The sequence below is a fragment of the Streptomyces sp. NPDC016845 genome (assembly GCF_044332585.1).
Classification (GTDB): Bacteria; Actinomycetota; Actinomycetes; order Streptomycetales; family Streptomycetaceae; genus Streptomyces.
The window spans coordinates 151232-165247 of sequence record NZ_JBIRPI010000012.1; the positions used below are offsets into that span (position 1 = coordinate 151232).

Consider the following 14016-nt stretch of genomic DNA (forward strand, 5'->3'; position numbering starts at 1 on the left):
GGGAAGCGCCTTGTCCGAGATGCGTTGGTTCAAGTCGTCATACTCGGAGGCTTCCGCCAACGCATGCGTCGAGGTCGCTGTGCAGGCCCCCCACCTCATCGCCATCCGCGACTCCAAAGACCCCGGCCTGCCGCACACGACAGTGACCCGCGCCGCCTGGGCCCAGTTCGCGCAAGCACTCCGCCGCGGCGCGCTCACCCGCTGAGCCGCGCCGCCGCACGCACCGCGTCGGCCAGCGCCCGTACATCCGTGTCCTCCGTCGCCCCCGACAGGGACTCCGCCTGCGACGCCAGATCGTTCAGGTCCGGCTCACCGGGCCAGCGCGCGGCCGAGCCGCCTCCCAGGCGGTGTCCGAAATACGCCGCGGTCGCCGCCACCCGGAGCCGCGGCGGCGTCGCGTCGGACCACAGGGGGCGGGACAGGGACGACGCCGTGATCGTGCCGGAGGCCTCGCGGGGCGCCCGGCTCTCCGGGTCCAGCCAGCGGACCGTCGCCCTGGCCACCCGGCCGTCGGCACCTTCGCGGAGCTTGACCGCGTAGAGCGCCGTCACCGTGTGGCCGGGGCCGACTTCGCCGCCGTCGACGCGGTCGTCGCGGAAGTCGTCGTCGGCTACGCGGCGGTTGTCGTAGCCGAGGAGCCGGAAGTCGGAGACCGTGTCCTGGTCGAAGGTGACCTGCGCCTTCGCGTCCCGCGCGCGCAGCTCCACGTTGGCCGGCAGTTGTTGCGTGAAGACCTCGCGGGCGTCGGCGGGCGAAGAGACGTAGGTGGTGTGGCCGTCGCCCTTGTCGGCGAGGCGTTCCATGAGCGCGTCGCCGTAGTCGCTGCCGACGCCGACCCCGAAGAGGGTGATGCCGTGGTCGCGGCGGGCGTCCGCGATGCGTGCGAGGAGGGCGTCGGCGGAGGTCTCGCCGTCGTTGGCGAGGGCGTCGGACAGGAGGACGACACGGTTGGTGGCCCCGGGCCGCACGCCCTCGACCGCCGTCGCGTAACCGGTGCGGATGCCCGCCTCCAGGTTGGTGGAGTCGGTGGGTTCAAGGCTGTCGACGGCCTCGTGGACCTTGTCGCGCACCGTGCCGCCGCTCGCCCCGAGCCGGGTCATCGGCAGCACCGTCTCGGCCTCGTCGCTGAAGGTGACCAGGGCGATCGAGTCGTCGGGGCGGAGCTCGTCGGTGAGCGTGGTCAGGGACTGCCTGACGAGGTCGAGGCGGCCCGGTTCGCCCATGGAGCCGGAGATGTCGACGACGAAGGTGAGCGCCGCGGGCTCGCGTTCACCGCTCGCGGGGGCCTGCGCCGTCGCGAGGCCCACCCGCATCAGATGCCAGCCGTCATCGCCGTCGCCGGTGCGGGCGCCGTCCACCGTCACCGAGAAGCCGTTGCCCTCGGGGCGTGGATAGCCCTGCCGGAAGCTGTTGACGAACTCCTCGGGCCGCACCGACTCCGGGTCCGGCAACCGCCCCTCGGCGAGGGTGCGGCGCGCGTATCCGTAGGAGGCGGTGTCGACGTCGAGGGCGAACGTGGAACGGTGGTCCGCGCCGCTGTCGCGGTCGCTGCCGTCGCTGTCGGCGCCGTCCGGGGCCACGGACGCGGCGGGGCCGTTCGCGGATCCGTCCCCGCCCGTGTATCCCTGGCCGGCGTGCGGTGCCCTCTTCTGCGAGGCGTCCGAGTCGTCCGCCGACGTACCGGCCGGACCGCACCCGCTGAGCAACAGCCCCCCGGCGAGGAACGCGGCCACCAACGTCCCTCCACTACGGCGCACAGCGCCCGATCCAACCCGCATGATCGCCCCTCCCGTATCGCCCGCGTCCATGTCCTGTGACTCTGACGCGGGAGGCGGGCGGATCGTTCGTCCCGGGCGATTGCGCCTTGGCCTCAAAGGGGTTACGGCGGGCGGTAGTTGTGACCGGCTGGTGATCCTCCGGAGACCTGGGCGCCGTACGCGGAACCGCTCACGACCGGTTCACGACACCACGTCCTTCCGCGCGAACCCCCGGAACGCCAGCGCGAAAAGCACCACCGCGTACGCCACCGACACCGCCGCCCCCTGCACCATGCCGCTCCACTCGGGCTGCGCCTGGAACAGGTCCGCCCAGGCGAACTGCCAGTGCGCGGGCAGGAAGTCGCGCCAGTGGTCGAGGGCGGTGACCGCGTCCAGGACATTGCCCACGATGGTCAGGAAGACCGCGCCGCCGACCGCGCCCAGCGGGTTGTCCGTCTTCGTCGACAGCCAGAACGCCAGGCCCGCGGTGACCAGCTGCGACACGAAGATGTACGCGATCACGACGAGCAGCCGCTGCGCCGCCGTACCGGACGACAGGGCTCCGCCGGTCGGTATGTCCAGCGGCCCCCACCCGTACGCGACCGCGCCCACGCCGAGCGCGACGACGGGCAGCAGCACCATCGCGCCGAGGCTGAGCCCGAGCGCGACGACCAGCTTGGACCAGAGCAGCCGGGCGCGCGGCACGGGGGCGGCGAGCAGATAGCGCAGGCTCGACCAGTTCGCCTCGGAGGCCACCGTGTCGCCGCAGAACAGGGCGACGGGGATGACCAGCAGGAACCCCGCGGACACGAACAGGCACGTCGCGGCGAAGTTCGCGGCGGACGCGGTGGCCGTGTCCATCAGCGTCACCCGCCCGTTGCGACCCTCCGGCTGGCCGCCGATCGCGAACGCGGCGACCAGCACGAACGGCAGCAGTGCAAGCACCGCCCCCATGACGAGGGTCCGGCGCCGCTTCACCTGCCGGGCCAGCTCGACCCGGAGGGGGAGGGTGCGGCCGGGCCGGTAGCCGTCGGCGGGCCCGGCGGCGGGCGCCGCCTTTGCGGGTGGGGCGGGGGTGGCAGCCCCGGTGCTGCTGCTCATGCGGAGCCTCCGATCAGCGTGAGGAACGCGTCCTCGAGTCGCCGGTGCGGGCCGAGCGCCTTCACGGGCACGTCGAGCCGGACCAGGTCGGCGAGGAGGCGGGCGGCGGGGTCGGTACCGGGATCGTCGAGGGCGCCGGAACCGTCCGGTGCGCCTGCTGCCCCAGGAAGAGGGGCGAGCCGGACCAGCAGCCCCTCCTCCGCCCGGACCACCGATTCCACCCCTTCCAGCGCCGCCACCTTCTCAAGCAGCGGGTCGGAGACGCCGGCGGCCAGGCCGACGAGGACCGTGTCGCCGGAGCCGACGATGTCCTCGACCCGGCCCGCCTCGACGAGACGGCCGCGGTCCATGACGACAAGGTGCGTGCAGGACTGCTCGACCTCGGCAAGGAGGTGGCTGGAGACGATGACGGTGCGGCCACCGCGCGCGTACCGGATCATCACCTCGCGCATCTCGCGGATCTGCGGCGGGTCGAGGCCGTTCGTCGGCTCGTCGAGGATCAGCAGGTCCGGGAGGCCGAGCATGGCCTGGGCGATGGCGAGGCGCTGCCGCATGCCCTGCGAGTAGGTGCGTACCGCGCGGGCGAGTGCGTCGCCGAGGCCGGCGATCTCCAGCGCCTCGTCGACGTGGGCGTCGCCGCGCGGGCGGCCGGTGGCCCGCCAGTACAGCTCCAGGTTCTCCCGGCCCGAGAGGTGCGGCAGGAAGCCCGCGCCCTCGACGAAAGCGCCGACCCGGGAGAGTACGGGGGCGCCGGGGCGGATCGCGTGGCCGAAGACGCGGATCTCGCCCTCGTCGGGGCGGATGAGGCCCATGAGCATGCGCAGGGTGGTCGTCTTGCCCGCCCCGTTCGGTCCGAGCAGGCCGAGGACCTGGCCCTTCTCTACGCGGAAGGACACGTCGCGGACGGCGTACCGGTCCGTCGACCTGGCGTACCGCTTGCTCAGGCCGGTGATCTGGAGCGGCACTCCGGCCAGTTGCGGGTCGGGCGCGGGCGCCGTCGTCCGCCTGCGCGCGGTGAGCAGCAGCGCCGCCGCGACGACGGCCGCGGCGAGCGGCAGCCACCACACCCAGGCGGGCAGCGGCGCTGACGCGGTCTCGACGGCGGGCGCGGTCGGCACGCTCAGCGGTGCCTCGACCGAGACCTGGTACGTCGCGGCCTGCGCCGGGGACGCGTAGCCGAGGTCCGTCGCGGAGAGGACGAGGCGCAGGGTGTGCCCCTTCTGCACCTGGTGGTCGATGGCCGGGAGTGTGATCGTGACGTCCTTGCCGGCGCCGCCCGCGCCCGTCACCCGTACCGGCGTGACCAGTTGGGAGGGCAGCACCTGGCGGGCGCCGCCGGGACCGGCGTCGTAGACCTTCGCGAAGAGGACGGCGGTGCCGGTGGAGGACTTCACGCGGGCTTTGACCGTGGGCGAGCCGGTGACGCGTACGGTCTTCTTCAGCGGTGCCGAGTCGAACCGGGCGAACTGGCCCGGGAAGTCGAGCGAGAGCCCGGCGCCGAGGGACGACGACAGCTGCGACGCGCTGCCGAGACCCGGCACGGAGGAGATCGACGGTGGGGCGCCGCCGGGCGGGTTCTGGAACGTCTCCGTGGCTGACTTCAGCGGCACGGACTGCCGCTTCTCGCCGCGCAGCCCGGGGTACGTGTCGCCGCTCGCTCCGCGCAGGGTGGCCGCGCCGTCCGTGGAGTCGACGCCGCCGGTGCGGGTCACGCGGAACGCGGGCCCCGTGTCGACGTCCTCGTCCTTCAGATACCGGTCGAACCACGAGGTCACGCGGGCCGCGGTGCGGCCGGACTCCATGTCGCCGCCGTCGTGGCCGCCCGCGATCCAGTCGACGTCGACGGGGGCGCCGTTGGCCTTGATCTGCTTGGCCATCGCGTCGGAGTGGCTGAGCGGGAACAGGGAGTCGGTCTGCCCCTGCGAGATCAGCGTGGGCACCTTGATGCGGTCGCCGACGGCGGACGGGCTGCGCTCCTCGAGGAGTCCGCGTGCCTCCGCGTCCGGCTTCCCGGCGACGGCGACCCGTTGGTACATGTCGCACAGCTCGTCCTCGAAGCGGCCGCAGTGCAGCCCGGCCTCGCTGGTGCGGGCGCCGATGTCCGCGGAGCCCGTGGTGAAGAAGATGCCGGTCCACAGCTTCTTGAAGACGCCGTCGGGGAACAGCGCGTCCGCCAGGTTCCAGTAGGTGATGTGCGGGGCTATCGCGTCGACCCTCTTGTCGTACGCGGCCGCGAGCAGCGAGACGGCGCCGCCGTACGACGCGCCCGTGACGCCCACGCGCGGGTCGCCCGCCTTGTCGAGCCGCACCTCGGACCGCTCGGCCAGCCAGTCGATGAGGCGCGACACGTCCGCCACTTCGCCGCGCCGGTCATTGAGGCCGATCTTGCCGGTCGAGCCGCCGAATCCGCGCGCGGACCAGGTCAGCACCGCGTACCCGTGGCGGGCCAGCTTCTCCGCCTCGCCCCGCACGTCCTCCTTGCTGCCGCCGAAGCCGTGGGCCAGCAGGATCGCGGGCCGCTTCTCGCTCTCGTCACCGGCCGTGAAGTACGAGGTCTTGATCCGGACGCCGCCGCCCATCGGCATCGTCCGGTCCTGCCGTTGCACGGCCGCCTCGTCCCCACCGCCCGTGGCCGCAGCAACAGACCAGGTCGCCGCCCCGACAAGGACGATCAGGGCCGCTACGACGGCTCCCCACCGCAACGGTTTCCCGCGTACCCGCTCGCGCCATCCGCGCCGTTCGCGCCCTGGGCGCCCTCGCAGCTCCATGACACCAACCGTAAGCGCCGCCACTGACAGTCACCGCACCCCCCGGTCGGAGCTTGCGGCCCTCCCCTGGGAGTACGCGCCGCTGACGGTGTACCGCAGGCGTGGTACGACGCCCTCATGACCCCCTCTCCCGAAACCCCGTCCGGGCCCCCTCCCGAGCCCCCTTTCGAGATCCGCCGGGCCGCCTCCGTCGCCGAACTCCTCGCCGCCGCCCCGCTGTTCGACGCGCCGCCCCGCCCAGAGGTGGCCCGCGACTTCCTGACCGCACCGGGCCACCATCTCTACCTGGCCTACGCCTACGCCGACGCCGACGCCGATACCGATGCCGATGCCGATGCGGATGCGGATGCGGATGCGGATGCCGCTGATGAAGCCGACGCCGAGACCACCCCCGTCGGCTTCATCAGCGGCGTCGAGACCGTCCACCCCGACAAGGGCCGCGAGATGTTCCTCTACGAACTCGCGGTCACCGAGCCGTACCGCCGCCGCGGGATCGCCCGCGCCCTGGTCCGCACACTGGCGGACCTCGCGGCCGAACTCGGCTGCTACGACATGTGGGTCGCGGTGGACGCGGACAACGACGTGGCGTCGGCGGTGTACCGGAGCGCGGGCGGCGTCCATGAGGGGCCCTGCACGGTGCTCACGTGGGACTTCACCTGACGAGTCGGCCTGGTCGGTGGAGCCCGTCGATGAACGGGGAGAACGAACGGGCACTCAGCACCGGACCGGCGGACCTCCGCCCAGGATCTTGACGAGTCCGGGCGGGGGATCACGATCGTAGAAGCGTTGGCGCAACGGTGGGGATGGCGGCGTACAAGGCAAGGCGGGCTCACCGTGTGGGCTCGCGTCACGGCCGCCGGGGCCGAGCCGGTGAGACCCGGTCGGCCCGTCGCACAGGAGCCCCGCGACCCCTTGCCCTGTCAGGCGCCCGCCTCCCCGTCCTCCGGAATGGAGATCACCCAGCGCTCGTCCGGACGCGGCCGCAGATACAGCGCCCAGTACGCGGTCGCCGCCGCCGTGATGCCGCCCGTCCAGAGGAGGTACGTGACCTCCTGCCGGCTCAGGACGTACGCGAGGACCACGATCAGGAGGGCCGGGACCGCCGGCCACAGGGGCATGCGCCAGGCGGCGCGCGTGCGGTGGGTGCCGCGGCGGGCGAGGAGGGCGGCGATCGCGACCAGGATGTACATGCCGGTGACGGAGACGCCGGTCACTCCGTACAGGGTGTCCAGGTTGACGAAGCACAGTGCCGCGCCGGGTACGCCCACGACCAGCGTCGCGACCCACGGCGAGCCGAAGCGGCCGAGGCGGGAGAGGCCCCGGTTGACCGGGCCCGGCCACGCCTTGTCGCGGGCCGAGGCGAACAGGACGCGGGAGTTCTGGATGACCATGACGATGCCCGCGTTGATGATGGCCAGTGCGACGCACAACGAGACGAACGTGCCGACCGCCGAGTTCGACCACGCCTCGACCATGGTGCCGATGTCCCCCGAGGTGAGCGCCGCGAGGTCCGGGGCGCCCATCGTGATCGCCACGACCGGGACGAGGATGATCACCGTGGAGATGGCGAGCGTCGCCAGGACCGTGCGGGAGACGGACGTACGGGGGTTCTCCAGCTCCTCGGAGAGGTAGACGGCCGTCGAGAAACCCTGGGTCACGAAGAGCGCGATGGCCAGGCCGGAGACGATCAGCATCGCCGTCACCGTGTCCGGGTGGGCCGAGGAGCCGTCGGCGCCCGCCACCCGCATCGACAGCAGCGAGCCCGCGCCGCGTTCGGCGTGTGAAAAGCCGAGGACCGCCACGACCGCCGCCGCTATCACCTCCAGGACCAGGAAGACGCCGGTGATCCACGCGTTGGCGCGCAGGTCGAGGAGGCCCGCGAGCGTGGCCAGGAGCATCACCGCCGCGCCCGCCACCGACGGGTCCAAATGCACCAGCGGGGCCAGGTAGTCGGCCGTGCCCATCGCGATCACCGGGGGGACGATCATCACGACGAGAAGGGAGAGGATGAAGACCAGCCAGCCCGCGAGACGGCCCGCGAGCGTGGAGACCATGGCGTACTCGCCGCCCGCGCTGGGGATGAGGGTGCCCAGCTCCGAGTAACAGAACGCCACGCCGATGCAGAGCAGCGAGCCGATCGCGATGGTGAGAGCCGTCGCCGTGCCCAGGCTGCCGAACAGGTCGGGGACCACGACGAACAGGGTGGACGCGGGCGTCACGCAGGACAGCGTGAGCAGGGTGCCGCCGACGACGCCGATGGAACGCTTCAGCGCTTGGGGAGAGCCGAGGCCCTGGGACGCCGTTGCCGGATCCGGGGTCTCCGCCGCCTCGGGGACGGGGGTGGCGGCGGCGTCGGCGGTCGGTGGGCGAAGCGTGTCGGTCATCCAGTGGTTCCGATCGGCTCGTGCTGCGGGTGTGCGCAGGTGTTCTACGGGCGGGAGCGCTATCGCCTCCGGATGGCTGGGTGAGGGGGGTGCATCCGCTCCTGGCGCGTCATCGAACCCCGTACGTATCCGGAACGTCAACGGCCGTTTTCCTGCGGATTCCGCAGTTGACAAGCCGGTCAACTACCGGCGCATCCTTAGCCGTTCGACACCATGACCGAGTTCTGTATAGCGAGTACGCAGCGTTGCCTTCGAATGGAAGGTCGCGTGATCCTGCCGCCTTCGGCGCCCGTTTCATCCTCTACGTACGGGAACCGCAGCCCCGCCGTCGAACTTCGCCGAAAAATAATGTGCCCCGGCCCGCCGGGAGGGGTGGCGGACCGGGGCACTCACCCGGGTAGAGGGTTCCGTGGGTTCAGTGGTTGCGCGGGAAGCCCAGGTCGACGCCGGCGGGGGCGTCCGCCGGGTCGGGCCAGCGGGTCGTGACGACCTTGCCGCGCGTGTAGAAGTGCGTGCCGTCGTTGCCGTAGATGTGGTGGTCGCCGAAGAGGCTGTCCTTCCAGCCACCGAAGGAGTGGTAGCCGACCGGGACCGGGATCGGGACGTTCACGCCGACCATGCCCGCCTCGACCTCCAGCTGGAAGCGGCGCGCGGCACCGCCGTCCCGGGTGAAGATCGCCGTGCCGTTGCCGTAGGGCGAGCTGTTGATGAGGGCCACACCCTCGTCGTACGTGTCCACGCGCAGGACGCACAGGACCGGGCCGAAGATCTCGTCCTGGTACGCCTTCGCCGACGTCGGGACCTTGTCGAGGAGGGAGAGGCCGATCCAGTGGCCGTCCTCGTGGCCCTCGACCGTGTAGCCCGTGCCGTCGAGGACGACCTCGCAGCCCTCGTCCGCGGCGCCCGCGACGTACGACGCGACCTTGTCGCGGTGGGCGGCCGTGATGAGCGGGCCCATCTCGGACGCCGGGTCGTTGCCCGGACCGATCTTGATCTGCTCGGCGCGGTCCTTGATCTTCGCGACCAGTTCGTCGGCGACGGAGCCGACGGCCACGACCGCCGAGATCGCCATGCAGCGCTCGCCCGCCGAACCGTACGCCGCCGAGACCGCCGCGTCGGCGGCCGCGTCCAGGTCAGCGTCGGGCAGCACCAGCATGTGGTTCTTGGCGCCGCCGAGCGCCTGGACCCGCTTGCCGTTCGCCGAGGCCGTGGTGTGGATGTGGCGGGCGATCGGCGTCGAGCCGACGAAGGAGACGGCCGCCACGTCCGGGTGTTCGAGGAGACGGTCCACCGCCACCTTGTCACCGTGGACGACGTTGAAGACGCCGTCCGGCAGACCCGCCTCCGACAGCAGCTCCGCGATCTTGACCGACGCCGACGGGTCCTTCTCCGACGGCTTCAGCACGAACGTGTTGCCGCACGCGACGGCGATCGGGAACATCCACATCGGCACCATCGCCGGGAAGTTGAACGGCGTGATGCCCGCGACCACGCCGACCGGCTGACGGATCGACGCCACGTCCACCCGGCTCGCGACCTGCGTCGACAGCTCGCCCTTGAGCTGCACGTTGATCCCGCAGGCCAGGTCCACGATCTCCAGGCCGCGCGCGACCTCGCCGAGCGCGTCCGAGTGCACCTTGCCGTGCTCGGCCGTGATCAGCTCGGCGATCGCGTCGCGGTTGGCGTCGAGCAGCGCGCGGAACCGGAACAGGATCTCCGTCCGCTTCGCAAGGGACGACGTGCCCCAGCTCGCGTACGCCTCCTTCGCGGCGGCGACCGCGGCGTCCACCTCCTCGACGCTCGCGAAGACGACGTGCGTCGTGACGGCACCGGTCGACGGGTCCGTCACCGGGCCGTGGTTGCCCGAGACGCCCTCGACGGTCTTGCCGCCGATCCAGTGGTGCACGGACTTCAGGTCGGACTTGGGGTCAGACATGGGCAACTCCTGTTACGTCCTGATACGTCTCGGCTCAGAGGTGGCGGCGCCGGGCGGTGGCGTGCCTCTCGTACTCCTCGCGGGCCTTCGCCGCCGACGGTGTCGCCTCCGCGTCCGCCGTCTCGGCCACGGGCACATCCCACCACGCCTGCGCCGGAGGCGGGCCCGACACTGTGTCTGCCGTTTCCGTCTCCACATAGACACATGTGGGACGGGTCGCCGCGCGCGCCTCGGCGAGCGCCGCGCGCAGTTCCGCGACCGTCTTCGCCCGGTGCACGTCCATGCCGAGGCTCGCCGCGTTCGCCGCGAGATCCACTGGGAGCGGCGCACCTGTGTACGGGCGGCCGTCCGCGTCCGGGAGACGGTACTGGGTGGCGAAGCCCTCCGCCCCTACCGACGCCGAGAGGCCACCGATCGACGCGTATCCGTGGTTCTGGAGCAGCACCATCTTGACGGGGACGTTCTCCTGCACCGCCGTCACGATCTCCGTCGGCAGCATCAGGTACGTGCCGTCGCCGACCAGCGCCCATACGGGGCGGCCGGGGGCGGCAAGGGATACGCCGATCGCGGCCGGGATCTCGTAGCCCATGCAGGAGTAGCCGTACTCGACGTGGTACTGGTCGCGTGAGCGCGTGCGCCACAGTTTGTGCAGGTCGCCGGGGAGGGAGCCGGCCGCGTTGATGAGGATGTCGTCGTCCGACACGAGTTCGTCGAGGAGGCCCAGGACCTGGGTCTGGGTGGGGCGTGCGGCCCCTTCGCTCGTCCCGTAGGCGGCGGCCACGCGGTCCTCCCAGTCGCGTTTGGCCTGCGTGTACGCCTCTACGTGGGTCGGGTTCGCGGAGTAGTTCGGTAGTGCCCGCGTGAGTGCGGTCAGCGCCTCGCGGGCGTCCGCCACGACCGGGTGCGCGGCGCCCAGTTTGTGCGCGTCGAACGGGGCGATGTTCAGGTTCACGAAGCGGACGTCCGGGTTGGTGAAGAGGGTGGCGGAGGCCGTGGTGAAGTCCGTGTAGCGCGTTCCCGCGCCGATCACCAGGTCTGCTTCGCGGGCCAGCTCGTTCGCCGTCGCCGTGCCGGTGTGGCCGATGCCGCCCACGTCCGACGGGTGGTCGTGGCGCAGCGAGCCCTTGCCCGCCTGCGTCGACGCCACGGGGACGCGGGTCGCGTCCGCGAACGCCCTCAGGGCGTCCTCCGCCTCGCTGTGGTGGATGCCGCCGCCCGCGACGAGAAGGGGGCGTTCGGACGTGCGCAACGCCTGCGCCGCGTTCTGGATCTGGGCCTGTTCCGGGGGTGGGCGGCGGATCGTCCAGGTGCGGTCCGCGAAGAAGTCGTCCGGCCAGTCGTACGCCTCCGCCTGCACGTCCTGCGGCAGCGACAGCGTCACCGCGCCCGTGTCGACGGGGTCCGTGAGGACGCGCATCGCCTGCAGCGCCGCCGGGATCAGCTGTTCGGGGCGCGTGATCCGGTCGAAGTACTTCGACACCGGGCGCAGACAGTCGTTGACCGACACGTCGCCCGCGTACGGCACCTCCAGTTGCTGCAGCACCGGGTCGGCCGGGCGGGTCGCGAACACGTCGCCGGGGAGCAGCAGTACGGGGATGTGGTTGATCGTGGCCAGCGCCGCGCCCGTCGTCAGGTTGGTCGCTCCCGGGCCGATCGACGTCGTGACCGCGTGCGTCGACAAGCGGTTGCTCTGGCGGGCGTAGCCGACCGCCGCGTGCACCATCGCCTGCTCGTTGCGGCCCTGGTGGAACGGCATGTCCTCGCCGTACTGGAGCAATGCCTGGCCCAGGCCCGCGACGTTTCCGTGGCCGAAGATGCCCCATGTCGCGGAGATCAGGCGGTGGCGGGTGGCGTCGCGTTCCGTGAACTGGCGGGCCAGGAAGCGGATGAGGGCCTGGGCTGTGGTGAGGCGGGTTGTCGCCGACGGTGGCTTGGTCGGGCTCGGCCCTGCCGGGCTTGTCCTCGTCGGGCCTGACCCCGTCGGGCCTGACCCCGTCGGGCCTGACCCCGTCGGGCCTGACCCCGTCGGGCCTGACCCCGTCGGGCCTGACCCCGTCGGGGCAGCCTCCGTCGGGCCTGCCTTCGTCGGGCCTGACCCCGTCGGGCCTTGTGTCATCGGTAGCCCTCCGTCGCGTGGGCCGGGTGGAAGCTGATTCTCCACTCCCTGCTCTCGTCCGGGCCCGCCATCACGTTCAGGTAGTACATCGCGTGCCCCGGCTGGGCGATCGACGGGCCGTGCCAGCCGTCCGGTACGAGGACCGCGTCGCCGGTGCGGACCTCTGCCAGGAGGTCGGTGCCGCCGGGGCGGGACGGGGACACGCGCTGGTATCCGTAGCCCGCCGTGCCGGTCGCCTCGTCCACGGCGATCTCGTAGTAGTAGATCTCCTCCAGGCGGGTCTCCGTGCCCGGCCTGTGCTCGTCGTGCTTGTGCGGGGGGTACGAGGACCAGTTGCCGCCGGGGGTGATCACCTCCACCGCGATCAGCTGGTCGCAGTCGAAGGTGTCCGCCGCCGCGAAGTTGCGGACCGTCCGCGCGCTGGTGCCCGCGCCCCGGGCCTCGATCGGTACCTCCGGCGCGGGGCCGCGGCGGACGGGGAGTCGTCGCCCGCACTTCGCTCCTGCCAGGGCGAAGCGGCCTCCCGCGCCGGAGGCGATCTCTGCGCGGGTGCCGCGCGGAACGTACGCGAAGTCGCTCGCGCCGCTGAACACGTCTTCCCTGCCCGCGAGTTCGATGATCCGCCCGTCCGCCGTCACCGAGCAACCGCCGGTCAAGGGCAGCACGATCCATTCACTCTCACCGGTGTCGAAGGTGTGCGTGGTGCCGGGCGCCAGTTCGAGGATGCGGAGCGCTGCGCGGGACCAGGTGGGGAGGTTCGTCTTGTCCGGGTCGACGGCCAGGGTGTACGGGCCGTCGACCGCCGTGCCGTTGGGGAGGTGGGAGTTGGTCATCCGTGCGTTTCCCTCCTAGCTGCTGCTATGCATGCCGTGTCGTTCACAGCAGGCTCACCGCCGTGTCCACCGCCTGTGCCACGTCGCCGTCCGGCGGGTAGAGCAGCGAACGTCCCGCCACCAGACCCTGCACCGTCGGCAGTCGCAGCGCGCCGCGCCACTTCTCGTACGTGGCCTCCTGGTCGCCGTCCTTGATGTCGCCGCCCAGCAGTACGGCGGGCAGTGTCGATGTCTCCAGGACCCGGGCCATCGCGTCCGGGTCGGTGGGGTCGTCGGTGACCGGGAGCTTCAGCCAGGTGTACGCGGACGTGCCGCCGAGACCGCTCGCCACCGCGATGGACCTGATCACCGCGTCCGGGCCGGTGTCGTTGCGGAGGAGGCCGGTGGTGGGGTCGCGGCGTGACAGGAACGGTTCCACGAAGACGGGGAGGCGGCGGGCCGCCATGGCGTTCACGGTGTGCGCCGCCGCCTCCATCGTGCGTACGGAGGCCTCGGTCGGGTCGTCGTAGTCGAGCCGGAGCAGTAGCTTGCCCGCGTCGAACCTCATGCGGTGCAGGTCCTCCGGGGTGTGGCCGGTGAATCTGTCGTCCAGTTCGAACGTGGCGCCTGCCAGGCCGCCGCGGTTCATCGACCCGATGACGATCTTGTCGTGCAGGGCGCCCAGGAGGAGCAGGTCGTCCAGTACGTCGGCGGAGGCGAGGACGCCGTCCACGCCCGGGCGGGACAACGCCAGGCACAGCCGGGCCAGGAGATCGGCGCGGCTCGCCATCGCGAGGGGGCGGTCCCCGGCGGCGAGCGCTCCGCGGGCCGGGTGATCAGCGGCGATGACCATGAGGCGTGCCCCGGGTACGGGCATCAGCCCTCGCCGGGTACGTGCGGCGGCGGCTTCCGCGACAGCGTGGGGTCGCTCGGCGCGGATCCGGGCGAGTGTGCGGGGGTCCGGGGGTGACGGGGCGCTGTGCTGCGGTGTCGGGTACGTCGTGGGGGCGGGGCCGCGCCGGCGTGCCTCCTCGGCCGGATCGGTCTCGACGCCACCCGACGCCATAGGCGAGTCGTCCGGCGCCGAGTTCCCGCGGAGTCCTGCGGGGGCACCCCGGCACGTCCCCTCCGCACCGCTCCCG

Annotated in this window: 10 protein-coding genes; 2 read left to right on the top strand and 8 right to left on the bottom strand. The window is 72.1% G+C overall.

Going from position 1 to position 14016, the window contains the following annotated elements; translation table 11 throughout:
- Positions 1–19 precede the first annotated feature (19 nt).
- Positions 20–205 (top strand): DUF397 domain-containing protein, encoded by a 186-nt coding sequence (locus tag ACH4RC_RS26440; protein WP_398205462.1) that lies wholly within the window; start codon positions 20–22, stop codon positions 203–205.
- On the opposite strand, the gene ACH4RC_RS26445 is transcribed toward ACH4RC_RS26440, so the two are convergent.
- The 3 genes from ACH4RC_RS26445 to ACH4RC_RS26455 form a co-directional block, all read right to left on the bottom strand.
- Positions 195–1778, bottom strand: a complete 1584-nt coding sequence (locus ACH4RC_RS26445; protein ID WP_398205368.1) for a von Willebrand factor type A domain-containing protein — start codon at positions 1776–1778, stop codon at positions 195–197. The two genes, ACH4RC_RS26440 and ACH4RC_RS26445, sit on opposite strands and share 11 nt — an antisense overlap.
- Positions 1779–1958: 180 nt before the next feature.
- Complete coding sequence (locus tag ACH4RC_RS26450; RefSeq protein WP_398205370.1) at positions 1959–2858, bottom strand: ABC transporter permease; 900 nt, start codon at positions 2856–2858, stop codon at positions 1959–1961.
- A complete protein-coding gene (locus tag ACH4RC_RS26455) occupies positions 2855–5626 on the bottom strand; it encodes an alpha/beta fold hydrolase (protein ID WP_398205371.1) in 2772 nt (923 codons plus the stop codon). The genes ACH4RC_RS26450 and ACH4RC_RS26455 overlap by 4 nt, the downstream gene beginning before the upstream one ends.
- Before the next feature lie 117 nt (positions 5627–5743).
- Between ACH4RC_RS26455 and ACH4RC_RS26460 the strand changes: the two genes are divergently transcribed.
- On the top strand, positions 5744–6286 hold the full coding sequence (locus ACH4RC_RS26460) for a GNAT family N-acetyltransferase (RefSeq protein ID WP_398205373.1): 543 nt from the start codon (positions 5744–5746) through the stop codon (positions 6284–6286).
- 260 nt (positions 6287–6546) lie between these two features.
- Here the strand turns inward: ACH4RC_RS26460 and ACH4RC_RS26465 are convergent, their stop codons facing one another.
- From ACH4RC_RS26465 to ACH4RC_RS26485, 5 genes are all read right to left on the bottom strand, one after another.
- Positions 6547–8010 carry an APC family permease gene (locus tag ACH4RC_RS26465; RefSeq protein ID WP_398205375.1) on the bottom strand — a complete coding sequence of 488 codons (1464 nt, stop codon included), beginning with the start codon at positions 8008–8010 and terminating at the stop codon, positions 6547–6549.
- Positions 8011–8425: 415 nt separating this feature from the next.
- Positions 8426–9946 (bottom strand): CoA-acylating methylmalonate-semialdehyde dehydrogenase, encoded by a 1521-nt coding sequence (mmsA, locus tag ACH4RC_RS26470; protein WP_398205376.1) that lies wholly within the window; start codon positions 9944–9946, stop codon positions 8426–8428.
- Between the two features lie 34 nt (positions 9947–9980).
- A complete protein-coding gene (gene iolD, locus ACH4RC_RS26475) occupies positions 9981–11834 on the bottom strand; it encodes a 3D-(3,5/4)-trihydroxycyclohexane-1,2-dione acylhydrolase (decyclizing) (protein ID WP_398205464.1) in 1854 nt (617 codons plus the stop codon).
- A gap of 224 nt (positions 11835–12058) precedes the next feature.
- Positions 12059–12895 carry a 5-deoxy-glucuronate isomerase gene (iolB, locus tag ACH4RC_RS26480; protein ID WP_398205378.1) on the bottom strand — a complete coding sequence of 279 codons (837 nt, stop codon included), beginning with the start codon at positions 12893–12895 and terminating at the stop codon, positions 12059–12061.
- Between the two features lie 43 nt (positions 12896–12938).
- Complete coding sequence (locus ACH4RC_RS26485; protein ID WP_398205466.1) at positions 12939–13940, bottom strand: deoxyribose-phosphate aldolase; 1002 nt, start codon at positions 13938–13940, stop codon at positions 12939–12941.
- Positions 13941–14016 lie beyond the last annotated feature (76 nt).